This is a genomic window from Paracoccus rhizosphaerae (assembly GCF_026162645.1).
GTDB classification, from domain to species: Bacteria; Pseudomonadota; Alphaproteobacteria; order Rhodobacterales; family Rhodobacteraceae; genus Paracoccus; species Paracoccus rhizosphaerae.
In genome coordinates this window covers 1-22016 of record NZ_JAOTBE010000054.1, presented here as the reverse complement: position 1 = coordinate 22016, position 22016 = coordinate 1, and the positions used below count along the sequence as shown (strand labels likewise).

Here is a 22016-nt window from a genome sequence, read left to right as displayed (position 1 = left end):
AAGGGGAAAGCTTGGCCATCTGCGCGTCGGTCAGCCAGAAAAGGTCGCTCATGTCACCGCTCCGTTTTCCGAGCCGTGAATCACGCAGCACATCGAAAATCAATGCATCCTGACCCTAGGATACGGCAGGTATCCATCGGAAATAGCGTTCTCATGAAATCGTTTAGGTAAAAGTCTTTCAGCGTCGCCACTGGGTTGCTCCCCATATCCATCCCTCGGTCAGGCCTGCAGCGACCTGACGCCGACTTCCCCCTCCTCGCGCGACTTGATCGCCGCCACCGCCGCGATGCTGCCCGCGGCCGTGGTGAAATAGGGGATCTTGTCGTAGAGGGCGACGGCGCGGATTTCGCGGCTGTCGGCGATGGCCTGGGTGCCCTCGGTCGTGTTGAGGACCATCGCGATCTCGTTGTTTTTCAGGCGGTCGACGATGTTCGGGCGGCCCTCGTAGACCTTGTTCACGCGGGTCGAGGCAACCCCTTCGTCGTCAAGGAAATCGGCGGTGCCGGAGGTGGCGACGAGCGAGAAGCCCATGCCCACCAGATCGCGGGCGGCCTGCGCCAGGGCGGGGGTCTTGTCGGCGTCCTTGACGGACAGGAAGACGCGGCCGCTTTCCGGCAGGTGGGTACCGGCGCCCATCTGCGCCTTGAGGAAGGCGCGGGCGAAGTTGCGGTCCCAGCCCATCACCTCGCCGGTGGAGCGCATTTCCGGGCCGAGCAGCGTGTCGACGCCGGGGAAGCGGGCGAAGGGCAGCACGGCCTCCTTGACCGAGAACCAGGGCGTGATCGGGTCGGCCAGCGTCAGCGGGTCGGCGAAGGGCAGGTCGGTCTCGGGGCCCACGCCCTCGGGATAGGGCGCGCGGAGGGGGAAGTTCGACATCGGCTCCCCGGCCATGAGCCGAGCGGCGATCGAGGCGATGGCGCTGTCGGTAGCCTTGGCGACGAAGGGCACGGTGCGCGAGGCGCGGGGGTTCACCTCCAGCACGTAGATCGCGCCGTCCTTGAGGGCAAACTGCACGTTCATCAGGCCCTTGACCTTGAGCGCACGGGCCATCGCCTCGGTCTGGGTCTTGAGTTCCGCGATAGTGGCGGCGTCCAGCGTGTGCGGGGGCAGAGAGCAGGCGCTGTCGCCGGAATGGACGCCAGCTTCCTCGATATGTTCCATGATCCCGGCGACGTGGACAGTCTCGCCGTCAGAAAGGGCATCGACATCGACCTCGATCGCGCCCGAGAGGTAGCTGTCGAGGAGGACCGGGTTCTTTCCCGAGACGGTGACGGCCTCGGTGATGTAGCGGCGCAGGTGGTCCATGTCGCGCACGATCTCCATCGCGCGGCCGCCGAGGACGTAGGAGGGGCGGATCACGAGGGGGAAGCCGATGCGCTCGGCGATGGCGATGGCCTGGTCGTCGCTGCTGGCGATGCCGTTGATCGGCTGCTTGAGGTTCAGGTCGTTGAGCAGCTTCTGGAAGCGCTCGCGGTCCTCGGCCAGATCGATGGCGTCGGGGGTAGTGCCGAGGATGGGGATGCCCTCGGCTTCCAGCGCGTTGGCGAGTTTCAGCGGAGTCTGGCCGCCGAACTGGACGATGACGCCGTGAAGGGTGCCGTTCTGCTGTTCCTTGTGCAGGATCTCGAGCACATGCTCGAAGGTCAGCGGTTCGAAATAGAGCCGGTCCGAGGTATCGTAGTCGGTGCTGACCGTTTCCGGGTTGCAATTGATCATGATCGTCTCGTAGCCAGCATCGGTCAGCGCGAAGCAGGCATGGCAGCAGCAATAGTCGAACTCGATCCCCTGGCCGATCCGGTTCGGCCCGCCGCCCAGGATGACGACCTTCCTGGCGTCGGTGGGACGGGATTCGCATTCCACATCGCCCATCGCGGGGGATTCGTAGGTGGAATACATGTAGGGGGTCTGCGCCTCGAACTCGGCCGCGCAGGTGTCGATGCGCTTGAAGACCGGACGAATGTCCAGGTTGCGACGGGCGCGGCGGATGTCAGCCTCGTCGCGGCCGGTCAGGTGCGCCAGCCGGGCGTCGGTAAAGCCCATCATCTTGACGCGCCGCAGATCCTCCGCCTCGGTCGGCAGGCCATTTTCGCGGATGACGTGTTCGGCATCCACGATCTCGCGGATGCGGGCCAGGAACCAGGGATCAAAGCTGGTGACGCGCTGGATCTCGTCGTTGGACAGGCCGAAGCGCATCGCCTCGGCGATGACGCGGATGCGGTCGGGCGTGGCGCGGGACAGGGCGGCGATGACAGCGGGCTTGCCCTGATCCGACGCGCCCTCGATCGCGATCTCGTCCAGGCCGGTCAGGCCGTTCTCCATTGAGGCCAGCGCCTTCTGCAGCGATTCGTGGAAGCTGCGGCCGATGGCCATCACCTCGCCTACCGACTTCATCGCGGTGGTCAGTTCGGGCTTCGATCCGGGAAACTTCTCGAACGCGAAGCGCGGGATCTTGGTGACGACATAGTCGATGCTGGGTTCGAACGAAGCCGGCGTGACCTTGGTGATGTCGTTGTCCAACTCGTCCAGCGTATAGCCAACGGCCAGTTTCGCGGCGATCTTGGCGATCGGGAAGCCGGTGGCCTTGGACGCCAGCGCCGAGGAACGCGACACCCGCGGATTCATCTCGATCACGACCATGCGCCCATCGGCCGGGTTCACGGCCCATTGCACGTTCGAACCGCCGGTCTCGACCCCGATCTCACGCAGGACGGCGATGCTGGCCGTGCGCATGATCTGGTATTCCCGGTCGGTCAACGTCAGGGCGGGCGCGACGGTGATGCTGTCGCCGGTGTGGACACCCATCGGATCGACGTTCTCGATCGCGCAGACGATGATGGCGTTGTCGTTGCGATCCCGCACGACCTCCATCTCGTATTCCTTCCAGCCCAGCAGGCTCTCGTCGATCAGGACCTGCGCGACCGGGCTGGCGTCCAGCCCCGAGCGGACGATGCGTTCGTAATCGTCGCGGTTATAAGCGACGCCGCCGCCGGTGCCGCCGAGCGTGAAGGCCGGGCGGATGATCGCCGGTAGGCCGATCTCTTCCAGTGCCTCCATAGCCTGGGCAACGCCGGTCTTGATGTCGAACTTGCCGTTCGCGCCCTTCGGGGCGGCGATGATGGTGGCCTTCGGGTTCTCAAGCCCGATCCGCTCCATCGCCTCGCGGAACAGCTTGCGGTCCTCCGCCATCTCGATGGCGCTGCGCTGCGCACCGATCAGTTCCACCCCATAGCGGTTCAGGGCGCCGCTGTCGGCCAGCGCCAGCGCGGTGTTCAGGCCGGTCTGTCCCCCCATGGTCGGAAGCAGTGCGTCGGGACGTTCCTTCGCGATGATCTTTTCGACCACCTCGGGGGTGATCGGCTCGATATAGGTCGCATCCGCCATTTCCGGATCGGTCATGATCGTGGCGGGGTTTGAGTTGACCAGGATGACCCGATAACCTTCCTCGCGCAGCGCCTTGCAGGCCTGCGCGCCGGAATAGTCGAACTCGCAGGCCTGCCCGATGACGATGGGCCCTGCCCCGATGATCAGGATCGATTTGATATCGGTTCTTTTGGGCATCGTGGCCTCCGGGGCTGGCGGGGTTGGGCGCAAATCGTCCGGGGTTATAGCCAAGCAAGTCTTGGACGCAAGGTGCGCCGGCATTCGGCAGAGGCGAAAACATGGGAGAGTTGGCCAGCCGGCTCGCGCCGCCCCAAGGTCATTCCACAGGGCGCGGTCGAAGCCGGGCCGCCGCCGACCCCGGCTACGCCATGCCCCCTGTCAGCAGGGTCAGGGCGTTCGAATACCGGTTCTGCACCGGCGCCAGGGCGATCTGCGAACGTGCGACATAGGTGTTGATCAGCTTGTCGAGAACGGCCGGGGTGTTAATCTCCTTGAAGCTTGTGGTGCCTAACGTCTTTTCCGAGGCCTTCATGAACTCCTCCAGCTGCCGGTCGACGGGAAGCCGACCATAAGAGGTTGGAAAGCCGAACGCGCCTTCGAAGACCTTGCGCATCGGCGGGTTCGCCATGACCTCGTACCAGAGCGTCTTCTGGGACGAGGACCGCGTCGAAAGTTCGCTCAGCTCACGACGGGCATTCAGGGCCAGGCGCATCGTTTCGTCGCCCTCGCCCACGCGGCGTTCAAATTCGCGCTGCACAAAAGCCTGTGAAACGGTGGAAGCAAGGTTTGCCTTCGGCTTGCCCGAACCATAGCCGAAGGCTTCCGCCAGCTTGCGGTATCGCTTGTCGGCCAGACGGTTCACCAGCGACTTGTCGTCTGACAGGTCGGATTCAAGAACCTTGCGGATGAATGCCTTGTTCGGAAGGTCCGCCTCGAGGCCGAAAGCCGACAGGGCGGTGCTGAGCAGCCGGTAGTCCCGCACCAGCTCGTCAGCCTCGTTGGCCCGGGCAATGTTCTCGCGGAAGTAGGTCGTGGATCGCTGGACGACCGGATCCTTCGCGACCGCCTCGATCTGCCGTGCCTCGCTGCGCTGGATGATCTTCCAGCCGGCGATGCCGCCCACGCCTATGACGATCGGCATGCTCATGCCGTCACTGCCTTGCCGCAGCGAATAGGCGCGCCTCTCGGGGCAGAAGGTCACGCAGCTTGCGCATCGCCTGATAGGGGTTCGAATCGATCGCAGCCTGCGTCGCGTCAGCAATCAGGATGCGGCTGTCGCGGTCGTCGAAGACCTGACTCAGTTGCTCGATCGCCAGCAGAAGCTGGCGCCGGCCCTCGGCGGGCTCGGCATCGCCTGACAGGATCAGCTGGGCGATGTAGCAGGCGCGGGACACCGGAGTGCGGGCGCTTTCGGGATGGATCGCGTCCCGCAGGCGCAGCACGTTCACGTTCGGCGTCTTGATCGCGATCTTGGCGCGCCGGTCGCCGTTCTCGATCACGGCCCCATTGATCAGCACGCGCTCGTTCGGGGCAAGCTTCAGGACAAGTCCGCTCATGCGCCCGAATCCCCGCGAAGGCCGCGCATGACGGTCATGTTGATGTCGATCAGCGGATCGGTCTGCGCATCGCCCGCCATGACGGCGCGACCGTGCCGGATCGCGAAGGCGGCCAGTGAGATCAGTCCTGCCTTTGTCTCATCGGGCAGCGCGTTCCCCGGTGCGGCAAGGTCGGACGCAAGCAGGGTCCAAAGCTCGGAATTCTTATGGACCGCCAGGATCGTATCCCGGTTGTCGGCCTTGCGCGGCGCCTGGCGCAGCATACGCGTGACGCGCGAAAAGATGTCATACTCGGCATCGCGCGGAGAGCGCATCGAGCTGGACCTGTAGCCTTGTTCGTAAAGTGGCGTTACCGCATTCAAGATCGTCATTCCCGTTCTGGAGTGGATATGGGTGTAGCGGACGCCAGGGGGCGTTCGCCCGTCTCATCGGCGGCGCGGCGCGATCCTTGCTCCTGCCGCCTGCCATCTGTTGTTGCCGGCCCGCAGCGTCTCGGCGAGCGTGGCGGTTTAACCGCGTCTCGCCCAACCCCGCGCCCGGAGCCGGGCCGGCAACTTGCTCCGGCGGCAATGGCCGTCGGTGCCTTCTCCCATCACCTGGTGCAGCAGCTACGGCCGGCAGTCTGAGCAAGGCCGGTCAATGCCCCAGGCCCGCGGCCCTAGGCGCCGTCATTCCGGCGGGTTTCACCCGGTCAGGCGTTAAGAAGTTTTGAGGTCTGCGGCGTGACCCGGACACCTTTGTCCGTCGCCCCCGGCATATGTTCTCCTCGTTCGGTGCTTTGCACCGGGTTGCGGACCTGGCCTTCTGACCCTTTGCGAGCCTGCGCCCGCCGCCGTTCCCGGCATGTGACCGTTCTAACCAGCGGTGATTTACAACTAGTGAACCGACACCATTGCCTCAAACGAACCTTCCAACGGATTTTACTTAAAACCTCTGCGGGGCGTTGGCGCGCGTCGCCGTGACCAGACGACGCCCGAACGAATCATAGGTCTGCAGGCTGCGCGCGGCCTCGACAATCGCGCGGACCTGCTCGGCCGCCTGGCGCGCACCGTCCAGCGACGCCTGCGCGAGGGCGCGAAGCTCCGCCACGGCAGGTTCCAGCTGCTCCTTCGTTACGGGATCCAGACCCTTGCGCGCGGCCATCCGCATCCAGTCATCGATCTGGATCAGTGCGCCCGCCGCATTGCCGCCCAGCAGGGCGGCCTTGATCTGCTCCGCCTGGCGAATCAGGGCCCGGCTCATGCCGCGGCCCCGGCAAGCATGCGCCCGAACCCGAGGTCCAGCCGGCGCGACAACTGCGCCGCATGCTGCTGCGTCAGGAAGCTGGCGAACTGGTCTTCGCCGGCCCCGCCCGAAAACTCCCCCTCCATGGCGCCGGGGCCACAGTATTTCAGCATCTCCTCCAGGAAAGCGCGTTCAAGCTGATCCGCCATCGCCTCGGTCTTGGGGGGCGTGGCGGAAAGCGGCGCGATGGCATCCAGTCGCATGTTCAATCTCCGATCATGTCATTCCCGAAGAATTATCGGCCGGCGGTAAATAATCGGTAAGGAGTTCCGGCTATTGGATGAAAAAACCCTCAGAGGTGTCGAATGTCCGACGTTCAGGTCAGCCTGTCTCCGCTTCCCGTCGCCGATGCGCGAACGGCGCAGGCGCTGCCCGTGCCAGAAGGCGATTCCGGCTTTCAGCTTCTGGACCTCCTGGTTGAGGGCATGCTGCCGCGGAATAAATCGCTGCCGGACGCCCTGCCGCAGCTTGGCACCGCAAAGCCGACAGAGCCGCCGATCACCGCCCCTGCCCTGCCCGAGGACGATCCCGATCCCCTGGCTGCCTGGCTGGAAGGCAGCTTGGGGCTGAGCGCCCATTTCAGCCCCACCGCTGCAGCCCCAGATCCTGCGTTGCCGGAGTTGCCGGTCGAGCTCCCCGTCTCGACAGCGACCACAGAGGACCTGGCCTCGCTGCCGACCGCCAACGACGAGCTGCTGCCGGCTGCAGAGGGTGCTCTGCCGGATGCCGGTGTGCCTGGTGATGACGTCCCGCCAGACCGCATAACGCCGGGCAACCTTGCGCAGGCAGGGCGGACTGCTGGCGACACTGCCGCTGCGATCGGTGAGACTGCCGGGGACCCGCAGGCGACGGTCACTATCGCGGCAATGCCGGCGCGGCAGGGCATCGTATCAGACAACCGGCTGGTGGCCGAATCGCATCTGTCACGGCAGGCCATTCGGCCCGCTGAAGCGAAAGCTGCCGACGAGGATGCGTCGGCCCCAGCCGCGAATCTGCGCGAATCGTCAGGCAGGGACACTGACACCGCGCCCCGGGCTGCGCCAGTCACGAAGGATGGCGACCTGCGCCAGATTGCGTCCCCCTCGGTTCAGATGCGGGACCCAGTGCTGGCGTTCGAGGCCGGGCCGCTTGATCAGGCGCCGCTCGATCCTGGCGCGTCAGTGGCAACGCAGCGGAGCAGCGCCGCCGGGGCCGCCCTATCTCCATCGGCCGCACTGCACGACCCGCGGCCGGTGATGCAACAGGTGGCCGAGGCCATCGTCAGCACCAATGGTGATCGGACCGAAATTGCTCTGTCCCCCGAAGAATTGGGGCGCGTCCGCCTGATCATGTCCGGCCCCGACCGCGCGCATATCACCGTTTGGGCGGAAAGGCCCGAGACACTGGATCTGGTACGCCGCAACGCCGATCTGCTGACCCAGCACCTGGCCGAGGCGGGGGTCGATAGCGGCAGCCTCAACTTCCGACAGGACACCGGCCGCAACTGGCAAGAGGCCGCGGACAGGCGTGGCCGTGACGACGACGAGCCCTTCGCCACGCCGGCCGCGGTGGTTCGGATGAGCCCCACGACGCTGAGCGATCGGCGCCTCGACATCAGACTTTAGGAGACCCGCATGGTCGACGCGATCACCACCCCGGCTGCCACAGCCACCACATCGCCAGCTGCCCCGGGCGGCGGGTTTTCCAACGGGGGCGCAGGGGCGGACTTCCAGACGTTCCTGACCATGCTGACGGCGCAGCTGAAAAACCAGGACCCGCTGAGCCCGATGGAAAGCACCGATTTCGCGATTCAGCTGGCAACCTTCGCCGGGGTCGAGCAGCAGGCATTGGGCAACAAGTACCTTGAACAGATGGCCGGCCAGTCCGGCAGCGGCGGCATCGCCAACTGGATTGGCAAAGACGCTCGCACCACCGCACCCGTCTGGTTCGGAGACACGGCGCTGACCCTGGATGTTGCACCCCATAACCTCGCCGAAAGCGTGCAACTGGTGACCTATGACGCCAAGGGGCAAGAGGTCGCGCGCGAGGAGATAGGTCCCGGTCAAGGACAGATCGACTGGCTGGGTCGGACGGAAGAGGGCACAAAGCTTCCCGACGGCCTCTACAGCTTTACGGTCGAAAGCTGGCGCGGCGGCGAGATGATCCAGAAGACGCAGGCGGGCGCCTATGCTCGGATCGTCGAGGCACAGTTCGGCGCAGACGGCGGCAGGTTGGTCTTCCAGGGTGGCGGGTCGGCCTTGGCCTCCGAAGTTACCGCCCTGCGCGAGCCCACCTGAGTGCCTTGAACCGGGGTAGGGAGCCGCACTCGAAGGCTGAGATCCGGATTTTGGCCGCGGGTCAGCGAAAGCAGTAGCTGCAAGTTTGCAGGATGGGGCGACCCCGTTGTCGAACAATTGAAGGCAGCTCAACTTGGGATTCTTCGTGTAGGTGTGCTGAAAAATCGGCAGCTCGGGCTCTTAACGACCGCCTGCGTTGCCGCCTCCTTTGTCATCTCTGGGGTGCCCATCTCGACAGCGCCTCATGATGCACCGTCGCAGTTCACCGCAGAAAGCGTATCATCAGGATCTATGCGGCTGGATCCTCTCCGTGCGAAAGAGAGGCTTGCGACAGCGGGGCATCAACGCCGCTTAGAGCTTGACAGGCAGGCGGATGGTCTTTGTCGAGATGAGGAACTGCGGACGGAAACCCCCAAACAGCCATCGACCGCAGAATCTCTGGGCAGGCGGCGATAGTTGGTAGGAAAGTAGGGGGGAAAGCGCGCCGACTGCCTGGTCAGCCAGAACAAGTTGCTCATCGATCAGGTTTCCTTGCGAAGGCTGAAACACGCGAAGGATGCGAAATGGATGGGCCTGGAGCCTCAGCATCATCGCACTGACTTGCCCCTTTGTCGCAGGTCGGTGACCTCACTTGCAGCACGAGCGAGGGGCGCTCCAGTCTAGGCATTCACCGCCAAAAAGGGCTGGACCACCAGGCCGTGGAACAGTGAGTATCCTGATCCTGCCGCGACATCAGCGCTGTCACCGCCAGCTCTTTCTGCGACGTCAACTGACGGTGAATCATATGCGGCGCCAGTCCGATCTGAACGGCAGCCGCCGTCAGCCAAACACTATTTGCGAGGGAAGATACCGCCAAGTGGTCGCGGCTCTCGACCAAACGCGATTTTCATCTGGCTTTGAAAAAACGAGCCTACCGCAGGATGAGCAGCAGGCAACCTGCTGCTCCTTCAGAGGGAGAGCATCTTGTCGGACGACGGCTCCGGCAGTATAAGACGGCAGCTTGGGGCAGACGATATGCAGCCTGTCCCGATGGACAAGAGGAAGTTCATTGCGGCATCTCTACGCCGTGCGAAGGATCAGGATCTAAACCCGCCCTCCGGGACTGCGATCTTCCCCGCAATCGTGGGCAGAAGGTTCTGCATCACGCCGCTGGCTCAACGACGTCGCCACATGCCTTTTCCTCGGCCTGCGCTGCTGCCTCGCCAACCTTGGCAAACGGATTGGACGCGGGACGCACAAGCGGGTGTGCCCAGACGTTGGAGCAACTTTTGGTTGCCGGAAAGTCTGCCGCGGAGGGGTGCACGATTGCACGAGCGGCGACCTGCCGCAACTGCTGGCCGGCAGCGGGACATACGCGCTGGCGGGGTGAACTGCCGTCCTTCACCACCGGAGCGTTCCAGCATCCCCCGCTACAAGCGGTGTGGCGTTGTCGACTAAGATGCGCTGGCGACCCAAGCGTTCCATAGCCTTCAGCCTTTATAAAGCCCGCTCCAGCGCAGGTGTCTCACCAAACCGAAGATACCCCTGACCTCGGCCAGCGGCCGCTCGGGCACGGGGACAACGACAGTGAATGCGATCTTCGACTTGATCTTCCGATACGAGGCCATCTGCTCCGGAAGCACCGCGGGTGACGCGCTGCATCACAATGACCGTGCTGACATGGAGGCCAAACAGGCTGGCCAGCTGGCGACCGGCTAGGCGACGTCCAGCCGTTTCGGCCACGACGCCAGCGACCGCGCAAAACTGGAAGCCCGGCGTGATCTGCTTTCGCGGTCCAAGCAGCGTCGACCATCCCTGACTGACGCGGACGATTCCCGGGCCGTGGATTGGCCGCGCCAAGCCGATTGCCTTGACAGGTCAGAGGATCGATCTGCCGATGCAGCTGATCCTGGACCTGACCGATCGGACCCGGCCGCGCCTAAAGGCTTGACGCAGCTCGCACAAGAGGGCAGGCCGCCGCGCAGCAGCCCATGGAGGACATGATGAGCTTCGACCGCCGCCTGAAGATCGCCCCCTCGATCCTCTCGGCAGACTTCGCCAATTTCGGCGCCGAGATCCGCGCGATCGAGGCCGAGGGCGCCGACTGGGTGCATGTGGACGTGATGGACGGCCATTTCGTGCCGAACCTGACCTTTGGCCCGCCCGCGGTGAAGGCGTTCCGCCCGCATGTGACGACTTTCATGGACGTCCACCTGATGATCGCCCCGGTCGATGCCTATGTCGACGCCTATGCCGAGGCCGGGGCCGACATGATCACCGCCCACGTCGAGGCCGGGCCGCATCCCCACCGGACGCTGCAGGCGATCCGCGCCACCGGCAAGAAGGCCGGAATCGCGCTCAACCCCGGTACGCCGGTCGAGGCGGTCGGATATCTGCTGGACCTGTGCGACATGGTGCTGGTGATGACCGTGAATCCGGGCTTCGGCGGGCAGAAGTTCATCCATGGGCAGCTGGAAAAGATCGCCCGCCTGCGCGAGATGATCGGCGACCGTCCCATCCATATCCAGGTCGATGGCGGGGTCGATCCGACGACGGCTCCTCTGGTCGTTCAGGCCGGGGCCGACGTTCTGGTCGCCGGATCGGCGGTCTTCAAGGGCGGCTCGGTGGATGCGCCGCAGGTCTATGGCGCCAACATGAGGGCGATCCGCGACGCCATGCGCTGATCCTGGCGCGGCCGGCCCCTGCCGCTGGCCACCACTGCTGACCGGAACGCAATGGCAGGCTGTCGGAATGGCTGCGGCCGGGCTATGCAGATGGTGGGACCCGAGCCGCCCGCCACTTGGGAGAGTTATGACGCCAGCCCTTGCCGCATCCTCAAGGCCCAGCTTCAGCAGGCTCATGTTCCTGATAGTGGCGGCCGCTTTGGCCGCCTGCGCCCCGAGGCCTGGAAACTGGATCCTGCAGGAGGTTCGGGCCAGCGCCGGCGACGCGCAGACGACCACGGTCTTCGTGGCCACCACGCGCGCGCCGCAAGGCAGAGGCAGCACCCGGTTCGGAAGCGCCTGGTCGCTGGGGGTCAGCCATGCCGCCTTTACGGTGTCGGTTCCCGCCGGACACCGACCGGGGCGGATCGAGTGGCCCGATGGCCTGGTCGACCCGCGATCCAGCTTCGCGGTCATCGGCAGCACCAACCTGACGCCCGAGGAATACCACACGGTCCTGGCGCGCGATCCGCGCCGTGGCGCGGGGATCGGTTTGTTTGTCCACGGTTATAACCACAGCTTCCCCGAGGCGCTCTATCGCCTGGTGCAGCTGTCGGTCGATGCGGGAACGGGCGGTGTGCCGGTCCTGTTTTCATGGCCATCTGCCGGCACGCCATTCGGATATCTGGCGGACCGCGACGCGGTAGCGTTTTCGCGCGATGCGCTGACGCGAACGCTCATCGGGCTGGCGGCCAGCGCAAAGGGCGGGACCGTTACCGTCACCGCCCATTCGATGGGCGCGCTTCTGACGATGGAGAGCCTGCGGCAGCTGCGGCTGGAGGGTCGCGGCGATGTGCTTGACAGGTTGTCGGTGATCCTTGCGGCGCCGGATATCGACCCGGACCTGTTCCGCGCCCAGGTTGCGGTGATCGGGCAGATGCGGCAGCCGATGACGATCCTCGTGTCGCCGGACGACCGCGCCCTGCGCCTGGCCGGGCGGCTGTCCGCGCATCGCTGGCGGGTCGGGGCGCTGGATGTCCGTGACCCTCGCGTCCGGGAGGCGGTGGCCGAGGCCGGGATCATGGTGATCGACATTTCGGACCTTCCCGCGCAGGGCCTGGCGCGGCACGACCGTTATATCGAGCTGGCCGCGATCTATGATGACTTGATGTCGGACCGCCCGAGGGCGCCGTCGCCGCTGGCGCAGATCGGCCAGGCGGGCGCCTTCGTGCTGGACGGTCTGCAGGGTGCGCTGACGCCGCCGACCGCCCCGTGAGAGGTGCGCTATCCCGCGAACCGCGCCCGGGCAGCAGGCGAGGCAGGGGCCATCGAAGCCCCTGCCTCGCCGCAGGGCCATGGCCCCGCCGCCCCGACCGCCAGCGGCGTTGACAAACCGTGGCGGGCCGCGTTCTGTGCCGGGACAAAAGGACAGGAGGACGCGATGGATCTGGGCATCAGGGGCAAACGGGGGCTTGTCTGCGCAGCGTCGAAGGGGCTGGGCCGGGGCTGCGCCGAGGCGCTGGCCGAGGCCGGCGTGAACCTGGTGATCAACAGCCGCACCGAGAGCGAGATCACCCGCACAGCTCGCGAAATCGCCGAGCGTCACGGGGTCGAGGTGATCCCCGTCGCCGCCGACATCACCACCGGTGAGGGCCGCGCCAGGGTGCTGGAGGCGATCGGACATGCGGATATCCTGGTGACGAATGCCGGAGGACCGCCGCCGGGCGACTGGCAGGACTGGAGCCGCGACGACTTCATCCGGGCGATCGACGCGAACATGCTGTCAGCCGTCGCGTTGATGCAGGCGCTGGTGCCGGGGATGATGGACCGCGGCTGGGGCCGGGTCGTCAACATCACCTCGGGGTCGGTGCGGTCGCCGATTTCGGTGCTGGGGCTGTCGAACACGGCGCGCACCGGGCTGACGGGCTTCGTCGCCGGCATGTCGCGGCAGGTTGCGGGCAAGGGCGTCTGCGTGAACAACCTGCTGCCCGGCATCCACTCTACCGACCGGGCCGACAGCCTGGACCAGGGCGTCGCCTCGGCGAAGGGCATCACCATGACCGAGGCGCGCGAACAGCGCCAGGCGACGATTCCCACCGGCACCTATGGCACGCCCGAGGATTTCGGCGCGGCCTGCGCCTTCCTGTGCAGTCAGCAGGCCCGGTTCATCGTCGGGCAGAACCTGCTTCTGGACGGCGGTGCGCTGAACGTCACGATTTGAGGCGCGGTTGCGGGCGCCGCCGCCTCTTGCTAGGGGCAGCGGGTACCTGACCGAAAGGCTTGGCCTGATCGTGACGATTTCTCCGCGACTGGACGTGGACCGCCTGACCCGTGCCTTCGACGGCGCGCCCGTCGTGGACAACGTCAGCTTCCGGATCGAGGCGGGCCAGGTGGCCTGCCTTCTGGGTCCATCGGGCTGCGGCAAGTCCACGACGTTGCGCATCATCGCGGGCGTCGACGTGCAGGACAGCGGCCGCATCCTGGTCGACGGGCAGCTGATCTGCGACGCCCGGACCCACGTCCCGCCAGAGCAGCGGGCGATCGGGTTGATGTTCCAGGACTTCGCGCTGTTCCCGCACCTGCCGGTGCGGGAGAACGTGGCCTTTGGCCTGGCCGGCGGCTTCAGGGCGAACCGCGAGCGGGTGGCAGAACTTCTGGACCGCGTCCGCATGACGGCCCATATCGACAGCTATCCGCACGAGCTGTCGGGCGGCGAACAGCAGCGGGTCGCACTGGCGCGGGCGCTTGCGCCGCGTCCCCGCGTGCTGCTGATGGATGAGCCCTTCAGCGGCCTGGACGAGCGTCTGCGCGACGGGATCCGCGATGAGACGCTGGCGCTGCTGAAGGAGGAGGGCACCGCCGTCCTGCTGGTCACGCACGAACCGCACGAGGCGATGCGCATGGCCGACCAGATCCTGCTGATGCGCGATGGCCGGATCGTGCAGCAGGGGGCGCCCTACAACCTCTACAACGCCCCCGTGGACCGGCAGGCGGCCGCCTTCTTCAGCGACATCAACGTGCTGACCGGGCGTGTCCGGGGTGCGCTGACCGAAACCCCCTTCGGCGAGTTCCTGACCCCCGGCCTGCCCGACGGCGCGCCGGTCGAGATCGTGATCCGGCCGCAGCACCTGAAGATCGACTTCGACCGGGCGGGGCAAGGTCCCTCGCCGACGTCCGAAAATGGCACGGCCGCCCGCGCCAAGGTCAGCCGCGCCCGCTATCTGGGCCGCGAGTCGCTCGTCGAGTTCGTGACCGATCACGGCGGGATTGCACTGAACGCGACGGTGCCCGGCGTGTTCCTGCCGCCTGCGGGAACGGCCATGTGGCTGATGCTGCGCCGCGACCGTGTCTTCGTGTTCCCCGGCTGACACTGCCCAGTTCACGGGCAGCTGCGACAAAAGTCTTGCCTTGCGGCCGCCCCAGGGGTAGCACCAAGTGAGGAATTCGGGAGACGCTGGCGCAGGCCGGGGCCGAAGGAGAAGCCGCCCCGGCAAGCTCTCAGGCAAAAGGACCGCTTTCCGCGAGGACTCTGGAGAGTGGCGCCACGCGCCCGCCGAAGGGATAACGATCTCAGGCGCCCCGACCGCAGGACGGCACGGGCAAGGACAGAGGGGGCATCGACGCGCGGGATCCTCCCGCCCAACCGATGCCGGGCTCCGGCTGACATTCAGGAGGCCCCATGGCCGAGACGATCCGCCGGACTGCTTTGCACGATCTGCATGTCGAATTGGGCGCCCGCATGGTGCCCTTTGCCGGGTGGCAGATGCCCGTCCAGTATCCGATGGGCGTCATGGCGGAACATCTTCACACGCGGTCACAGGCGGGCCTCTTCGACGTCAGCCACATGGGCCAGGTTCTGGTCCGGGCCCAGGACGGGCAGATGGCAAGCGCCGCCGCCGCGCTGGAATCGCGGATCCCGGCCGATGTCGCGGGCCTGCCCGAGGGGCGGCAGCGGTATGGCCTGTTCACAAACGAGGTCGGCGGGATCATTGATGACCTGATGTTCGCCAACCGGGGCGATCATTTCCTGCTGGTCGTCAACGCCGCCTGCGCCGAGCAGGACATTGCCCACCTGAGGAGCCTTTCCGGCGTGCAGGTGACGCCGGTGACGGATCGGGGCCTGCTGGCGCTGCAGGGTCCCCGCGCGGCCGAGGTGCTGGCGCGGCTGGTGCCGGCGGCAGCCGACATGCGCTTTATGGACAGCCAGGCGCACGGGTGGGACGGTGTCGATCTGTGGATCTCGCGCTCGGGCTATACCGGCGAGGACGGGTTCGAGATCTCGGTTCCCGAAGCGCGGCTGGAGGCATTCGCGCGGGCACTGCTGGCGGAGCCCGAGGTCGCGCCCATCGGCCTCGGCGCCCGCGACAGCCTGCGGCTGGAGGCGGGAATGCCGCTCTATGGCCACGACATGGATGGCACGGTGACCCCGGCTGCCGCCGCCTTGGGCTGGTCGATCCCGAAGCTGCGCCGCACCGGCGGTGCGCGCACCGGAGGATTTCCGGGCGCGGACGTGATCCTGCCGGAACTGGGAACTCCCGGCGCCACGCGGCGCGGCCTGCGCCCCGAGGGGCGGGCCCCGATCCGGGAAGGCGTGACCATCTTCGACTCCGCCGAGGGCGGCCAGCCCATCGGCACCGTCAGTTCGGGCGGGTTCGGCCCGACCGTGGGCGGCCCCGTCGCGATGGCCCGGCTGCCTGTCGCCATCCTGGATGGCACCACGGTCTTCGCCGAGCTTCGCGGCAAGCGGATCCCCGTCACCGTCTGCCCCCTGCCCTTCGTCACCCCCTCTTACAAACGCTGAGGAGCGAACATGCTGAAATATACCGAAGACCACGAATGGCTGCGCGCCGAGGGCGACGAGATCGTTGTGGGCATCACGAAGCACGCCAGCGAGCAGCTGGGCGACGTGGTATTTATCGAACTGCCTGACGAGGGCCGCGAGGTCGAGGCCGGCGAGGAGATCGTCGTGATCGAAAGCGTCAAGGCGGCGTCCGACATCACCGCTCCGGTCGCAGGGACGATCACCGCCGTCAACGCCGCGCTGGCCGATGCACCGGGCGACGTGAACGGCGACCCGATGGCGGCGTGGTTCTTCCGGCTGAAGCCCTCGGACGCCTCGGCGCTGGACGGCTTCATGGACGAGGATGCCTACAAGGCGCTGGTCGGGTAAGACGTTGCCGGGCGTCACGGCCCGGTGGATGAGCCGGAGGTTTCACCCCCGGGCCCTCAGGATATTTGACGACCAAAGCAGGCCGCAGCTTCGGCCATGCGGGATGGAGTGACGGATGAGCCGCTGGACACCGACCGACTATGACCCCGACGATTTTGCCAACCGGCGCCATATCGGCCCCTCGCCGGCGGAAATGGCCGAGATGCTGAAGGCCGTCGGCGCCGAGAGCCTGGACCGTCTGATCGACGAGACGGTGCCTGCGGCGATCCGCCAGACCGACCGCCTGGACTGGCCGGCGTTGTCCGAGGCGGCGCTGCTGGCGCGCATGCAGGAGGTCGCGGCGAAGAACCGGGTGATGACCAGCCTGATCGGGCAGGGTTACTATGGCACGGTGACGCCGCCGGCGATCCAGCGCAACATCCTGGAGAACCCGGCCTGGTACACGGCCTATACCCCCTATCAGCCCGAGATCGCGCAGGGCCGGCTTGAGGCGCTGCTGAATTTTCAGACCATGGTGGCGGACCTGACCGGGCTGCCGGTCGCCAACGCCTCGCTTCTGGACGAGGCGACGGCGGCGGCCGAAGCAATGGCTATGGTGCGGCGGCAGTCGAAGTCCAAGGCCGACGCCTTTTTCGTGGCTGAGGACCTGCACCCGCAGACGATCGCGGTGATCCGCACGCGGGCGGAACCGTTGGGCATCCGCATCGTCACCGGACCGGTCGAGGAGTTGGCGGCGAACCAGGTCTTCGGGGCGATCTTCCAGTATCCCGGCACGCATGGCCATGTGCGGGACCTGTCGCCGCAAATCGAGGCGCTGCACGCGGCGGGTGCGCTGGCGGTGGTGGCGACTGATCTTCTGGCGCTGTGCCTGCTGCGGGAACCGGGGGCGATGGGTGCCGACGTCGCAGTCGGCAGCGCACAGCGGTTCGGGGTCCCGATGGGCTATGGCGGTCCACACGCGGCCTTCATGTCCTGCCGTGACGAACTGAAGCGCGCCATGCCGGGCCGGATCGTCGGCGTCTCGGTCGATGCGCAGGGGAACCAGGCCTATCGCCTGTCGCTTCAGACACGAGAGCAGCATATCCGCCGCGAGAAAGCGACCAGCAATGTCTGCACCGCGCAGGCCCTTCTGGCGGTGATGGCATCATTCTATGCGGTGTTCCACGGCCCCGAAGGTCTACGCGCCATCGCGCAGCGAGTGCATCTGCATGCGGCCACGGTGGCAGCGGCACTGCGCGCGGCAGGCGCGGACGTGGCGCCGGGTGCGTTCTTCGATACGATCACGGTGCGCGTGGGCGTGGGCCAGCAGGGCATCATGGCCGCTGCCCGCCACCGCGGCATCAACCTGCGCCGCGTGGGACGCGACCGCGTCGGCATCAGCGTGGACGAGACGACAGATGCCGGCGTCATCGCCCGGCTGCTGGACGCGTTCGGCATCTCTGATCCCGCCGAGCGCGCCACCGGCCCCTCGATTCCCGAGGCACTGCTGCGCGACAGCGAATATCTGACCCATCCGGTCTTTCACATGAACCGCGCCGAGTCCGAGATGATGCGCTATATGCGCCGGCTGTCGGACCGCGACCTGGCGCTGGACCGGGCGATGATCCCGCTGGGGTCCTGTACCATGAAGCTGAACGCGGCGGCTGAAATGATGCCGATCACCTGGCCGGGCTTCAGCGCGCTGCACCCGTTCGCGCCTGTGGACCAGGCGGCCGGGTACCACGAGGCGATCGCCGACCTGACCGAGAAGCTGTGCCGCATCACCGGCTATGACGCGTTTTCCATGCAGCCGAACAGCGGCGCGCAGGGCGAATATGCCGGGCTCTTGACGATCCAGGCCTATCACAAGTCGCGGGGCGATGATCGCGACATCTGCCTGATCCCGGTCTCGGCCCACGGCACCAACCCCGCCAGCGCGCAGATGTGCGGCATGAAGGTCGTGGTGGTGAAGTCCGCCCCGAACGGCGACATCGACGTCGAGGACTTCGCCGCCAAGGCCGAACAGGCCGGGGCGAAGCTGGCGGCGGTGATGATCACCTATCCCAGCACGCATGGCGTCTTCGAGGACACCGTTCGGCAGGTCTGCGAGATCACGCACCGCCACGGCGGGCAGGTCTATATTGACGGTGCGAACATGAACGCGCTGGTCGGCCTAGTGAAGCCCGGAGAGATCGGCGGCGATGTCAGCCACCTGAACCTGCACAAGACCTTTGCCATTCCGCATGGCGGCGGCGGTCCGGGCGTGGGTCCGATCGGGGTAAAGTCGCACCTGGCGCCCTTCCTGCCGGGCGATCCGCAGATGGGCGAAGGCGCGGTTTCGGCGGCGCCCTACGGGTCGGCCTCGATCCTGCTGATCAGCTGGGCCTATTGCCTGATGATGGGCGGAGAGGGGCTGACGCAGGCCACCCGCGTGGCGATCCTGAACGCGAACTATATCGCGGCGCGGCTGTCGGGGGCCTATCCGATCCTGTTCATGGGGAACCGGGGGCGGGTGGCGCATGAATGCATCATCGACACGCGTCCCTTCGCGGAACATGGCGTCACCGTGGACGACATCGCCAAGCGGCTGATCGACAACGGCTTCCACGCGCCGACCATGAGCTGGCCGGTCAGCGGCACGCTGATGGTGGAGCCCACCGAGAGCGAGACCAAGGCCGAGATCGACCGCTTCGTCACCGCCCTTCTGGCCATCCGGGACGAGATCACCGACGTGGCTGAAGGCCGCATCGCCGTCGAGGACAGCCCCCTGCGCCATGCGCCCCATACGGTCGAGGATCTGGTCCGCGACTGGGACCGCCCCTACGGCCGCGAACAGGGCTGCTTTCCCGCCGGATCGTTCAGGGTGGACAAGTACTGGCCGCCGGTCGGACGGGTGGACAACGCCTATGGCGACCGCAACCTGATCTGCACCTGCCCGCCGCTGGCAAGCTATGCCGAGGCGGCCGAATAAGGCACGGCTGCGACAGGGTTCCCCGCAATCGTCTTTTCGGGGAACCCTATCTCCGCGCAGGGCATTTCACTTTCATGTCAGCTCCGGGCAGGCCGCCGCGTGGCGGCAGTCCGGACCCTTGGAATGCATGAGGTGCCGATGCCCGCCTACCTGTCCCCCCCCGAACGCGCCCGAGAGGAGCTGGTCGCCAACCTGATGGCAGTCCCGGCCGCTATCGGGCTGATCATCGCAGTCGTCGCGTTCTTCAGCCCGGCGTCTGGGATCGAGGGGACGCCGGGCGCCGCCCTGGCGATTCTGGGGATGCTGGCGCTGACGGTGGCGGCGCTGCTGGTGGGGCGGATTCATCCCGGACGCCTGCGCACGTTCATCACGGTGATGATCCTGATCGGCGGGCTGCTGACGCTGCTCTGCGCCTGGTTCCTGATGCAGGGCTGGCTGATGCTGACGATCGTCCTGACGCTGGCCCTGTGGCTGATCTTCATTTTCGTGGCGAGGTAGGCCCATGTTTCCCAAGCACACCCTGACTGCCGCGCTGCTGGCGCTGGTCCCGGCCACCGGGGCGCTGGCCCAGCAGGACGAATGGACGCATTTCCACGGCAACGCGATGGCGCAGAAGTATTCCGCCTCGGACCAGATCACCCCGGAAAATGTCCATGAACTTGAAAAGGTTTGGGAGATCCACACCGGCGACGTTTCGGACGGGTCCGGAGATATTCCGGGCACCGTCTGGTCGGCCACGCCCATCCTGGCGAACGATCTTCTCTACGTCGGAACGCCCTTCTATCGCGTCTTCGCCGTGCAGCCTGATACCGGAGAAGTCGTCTGGACCTATGATCCCGAAACGCTCCTTGAATCGATGACCCAGCCCGAGCTGAAGAACCGCGGCGTGACCTACTGGGAAGACCCCGAGGCGTCCGGGCCATGTTCGAAGCGCGTCTATATCGGCACCATGGACGCCCACCTGCATGCGCTCGACGCCGATACCGGCCAGCTCTGCCAGGATTTCGGGGACAACGGCATCCTGAACGTGAACCAATGGAACAAGCCCGACGCGAACTTCCCGCTGTCGCAGCTTCAGCCACCCACGGTCTTCCGCGATAAGCTGCTGCTGGGCTGGGCCGGCAAGGACTGGTACAGCGTCGAAAACCCCCTAGGGTCCGTCTTCGCCATCGACGCCCGCACGGGCGAGCTTGAATGGTCGTTCTATTCGATCCCCGAAGGATACGAAGGCACGACCGGCACCGCGAACGTCTGGACGGCCATGTCGGTGGACGAGGAAAACGGCCTCGTCTATCTGCCCGTGTCCAGCCCCAGCGCCGACTATTACGGCGGCACCCGGCTGGAGGAGATCCCGCTGGCGACCTCGGTTACCGCGCTGAACGGCGACACCGGAGAGGTCGAATGGTCCCGCCAGCTGGTCCACCACGACATCTGGGACTATGACACCGTTTCGGCGCCGACACTTGTCGACATTCCCGGCGAAGGCGGCAGCACGCCTGCGCTGGTCCAGCCGACCAAGATGGGCTTTGCCTTCGTGCTGAACCGCCTGACGGGCGAGCCGATCTTCCCCATCGAGGAGCGCGACGTCCCGGCATCCGACATCGAGGGCGAAGAGGCCTCGCCCACACAGCCCTATCCCACCCTGCCCGCGCCCGTCATGGGCGACGACTGGGACGGCATCTTCTCGTTGGCCAACATCGCATCCCTCGGCTATTGCTCGCGCAAGCTGGACGAGCTGCGCTATGACGGCCGCTATACCCCGCCATCGCTGGAAGGCACCCTGGCCTTTCCCGGCACGGCCGGCGGCATGCAGTGGGGCGGCGGCGCGGTCGACCCCGAGACGGGCATCTTCTACATCAACAGCTCGCGTATCGCGCAGATCTTCGAACTGATCGAGCGCGAGGAGTACGCCGAACTGACCACCGGCGGGTCCGAGGCCGAGGGCGGCCTGTTCCCGATGGACGGCGCGCCCTACGGCTTCCGGCTGACCACCTTCCTGAACGGCTTCGGCATGCCCTGCTGGAAGCCGCCTTACGGCCAGATGACGGCCATCGACCTCAAGACGGGCGAAACCCTCTGGGAAGTGCCGTTCGGCCAGGTGCAGAAATGGGGCTTCTACATGCCTGAAGGCTGGGGTTCGCCCACCATCGGCGGCCCGGTCGTCACCGCGTCGGGCCTGATCTTCATCGGCGCGTCGATGGACGCGCGGGTCCGCGCGCTCGACGCCTCGAACGGCGAGGTCCTGTGGAAGGCACAGGTCGAGGCGCCGGCGGTCTCGATCCCGGCGGTCTACGACTATAAGGGCCGGCAGTACGTCGTCTTCGCGGTCGGCGGAAACTCGATCATCAAGCCGCAGGTCGGCGACCAGCTGATCGCCTTCGCCCTCCCCGAGGACTGACACCTGCGGTCCCGCGCGCCGTGTGCGGGACCGACCCTTGACATTCCGCGCCAGCCGGTCCAAACCATCGCGCGATGGGGTCGTAGCTCAGTTGGTAGAGCGCGTCGTTCGCAATGACGAGGTCAGGGGTTCGATTCCCCTCGGCTCCACCAGTATCGTCTTTCCTTTGTGAGATAGTGGATTACGCGGTAACCTCTGCCTTAGCTGTTCTTCCCCGGATGATCACATTGACCCTCGTCGGACCTCGTTCTTCATAGCAAGATCGGTCCTGCGCGAGGTTCGGAACGGGAGGCAAGGATGCTGATCTCTCTTCACAAGCAGGCGACGACGCCGCCGAAGATCCCGGCTGCGATCCAGGC

The 22016-nt window shown here is 66.2% G+C and carries 17 protein-coding genes, 1 tRNA gene and 1 riboswitch; of the genes, 12 read left to right on the top strand and 6 right to left on the bottom strand.

Annotated features, from left to right (window positions below; translation table 11 throughout):
* Positions 1-219: 219 nt before the first annotated feature.
* The 6 genes from carB to OC184_RS15415 form a co-directional block, all read right to left on the bottom strand.
* A complete protein-coding gene (gene carB / locus OC184_RS15440; protein WP_265508069.1) occupies positions 220-3558 on the bottom strand; it encodes a carbamoyl-phosphate synthase large subunit in 3339 nt (1112 codons plus the stop codon).
* A 184-nt stretch (positions 3559-3742) separates the two neighbouring features.
* Positions 3743-4528: a DUF1217 domain-containing protein gene (locus tag OC184_RS15435; RefSeq protein WP_265508068.1), complete on the bottom strand. Its 786-nt coding sequence runs from the start codon at positions 4526-4528 to the stop codon at positions 3743-3745.
* 4 nt (positions 4529-4532) lie between these two features.
* Positions 4533-4937, bottom strand: coding sequence for a flagellar biosynthesis repressor FlbT (gene flbT, locus OC184_RS15430; RefSeq protein ID WP_265508067.1), 405 nt, complete (start codon positions 4935-4937; stop codon positions 4533-4535).
* Entirely contained in the window at positions 4934-5308 is a 375-nt protein-coding gene (flaF, locus tag OC184_RS15425) for a flagellar biosynthesis regulator FlaF (RefSeq protein ID WP_265508066.1), read from the bottom strand. Before flaF ends, flbT begins: the two co-directional genes overlap by 4 nt.
* A gap of 553 nt (positions 5309-5861) precedes the next feature.
* Complete coding sequence (locus OC184_RS15420) at positions 5862-6179, bottom strand: hypothetical protein (protein WP_265508065.1); 318 nt, start codon at positions 6177-6179, stop codon at positions 5862-5864.
* Positions 6176-6424 carry a rod-binding protein gene (locus OC184_RS15415; protein ID WP_265508064.1) on the bottom strand — a complete coding sequence of 83 codons (249 nt, stop codon included), beginning with the start codon at positions 6422-6424 and terminating at the stop codon, positions 6176-6178. Before OC184_RS15415 ends, OC184_RS15420 begins: the two co-directional genes overlap by 4 nt.
* Before the next feature lie 102 nt (positions 6425-6526).
* Between OC184_RS15415 and OC184_RS15410 the strand changes: the two genes are divergently transcribed.
* From OC184_RS15410 to OC184_RS15355, 12 genes are all read left to right on the top strand, one after another.
* Positions 6527-7825 carry a flagellar hook-length control protein FliK gene (locus OC184_RS15410; RefSeq protein ID WP_265508063.1) on the top strand — a complete coding sequence of 433 codons (1299 nt, stop codon included), beginning with the start codon at positions 6527-6529 and terminating at the stop codon, positions 7823-7825.
* A gap of 9 nt (positions 7826-7834) precedes the next feature.
* Positions 7835-8497 (top strand): flagellar hook capping FlgD N-terminal domain-containing protein, encoded by a 663-nt coding sequence (locus tag OC184_RS15405; protein WP_265508062.1) that lies wholly within the window; start codon positions 7835-7837, stop codon positions 8495-8497.
* Between the two features lie 1982 nt (positions 8498-10479).
* A complete protein-coding gene (gene rpe / locus OC184_RS15400) occupies positions 10480-11160 on the top strand; it encodes a ribulose-phosphate 3-epimerase (RefSeq protein WP_265508061.1) in 681 nt (226 codons plus the stop codon).
* A gap of 175 nt (positions 11161-11335) precedes the next feature.
* Positions 11336-12415, top strand: a complete 1080-nt coding sequence (locus OC184_RS15395) for an alpha/beta hydrolase (protein ID WP_265508060.1) — start codon at positions 11336-11338, stop codon at positions 12413-12415.
* A 165-nt stretch (positions 12416-12580) separates the two neighbouring features.
* The gene (locus OC184_RS15390) at positions 12581-13360 is read left to right on the top strand and encodes an SDR family oxidoreductase (protein WP_265508058.1); all 780 of its coding nucleotides are present in this window, start codon (positions 12581-12583) and stop codon (positions 13358-13360) included.
* A 67-nt stretch (positions 13361-13427) separates the two neighbouring features.
* Entirely contained in the window at positions 13428-14507 is a 1080-nt protein-coding gene (locus OC184_RS15385; protein ID WP_265508071.1) for an ABC transporter ATP-binding protein, read from the top strand.
* Between the two features lie 67 nt (positions 14508-14574).
* Positions 14575-14663: riboswitch (glycine riboswitch) on the top strand.
* 155 nt (positions 14664-14818) lie between these two features.
* Positions 14819-15940: a glycine cleavage system aminomethyltransferase GcvT gene (gene gcvT, locus OC184_RS15380; RefSeq protein ID WP_265508057.1), complete on the top strand. Its 1122-nt coding sequence runs from the start codon at positions 14819-14821 to the stop codon at positions 15938-15940.
* Between the two features lie 12 nt (positions 15941-15952).
* Entirely contained in the window at positions 15953-16309 is a 357-nt protein-coding gene (gene gcvH / locus OC184_RS15375) for a glycine cleavage system protein GcvH (RefSeq protein WP_265508070.1), read from the top strand.
* 115 nt (positions 16310-16424) lie between these two features.
* Positions 16425-19259 (top strand): aminomethyl-transferring glycine dehydrogenase, encoded by a 2835-nt coding sequence (gcvP, locus tag OC184_RS15370; protein WP_265508056.1) that lies wholly within the window; start codon positions 16425-16427, stop codon positions 19257-19259.
* 138 nt (positions 19260-19397) lie between these two features.
* Positions 19398-19757 carry a hypothetical protein gene (locus tag OC184_RS15365; protein WP_265508055.1) on the top strand — a complete coding sequence of 120 codons (360 nt, stop codon included), beginning with the start codon at positions 19398-19400 and terminating at the stop codon, positions 19755-19757.
* Between the two features lie 4 nt (positions 19758-19761).
* Positions 19762-21657: a pyrroloquinoline quinone-dependent dehydrogenase gene (locus OC184_RS15360; protein WP_265508054.1), complete on the top strand. Its 1896-nt coding sequence runs from the start codon at positions 19762-19764 to the stop codon at positions 21655-21657.
* Positions 21658-21733: 76 nt separating this feature from the next.
* A tRNA-Ala gene (locus OC184_RS15355) sits at positions 21734-21809 on the top strand.
* Positions 21810-22016: the final 207 nt, after the last annotated feature.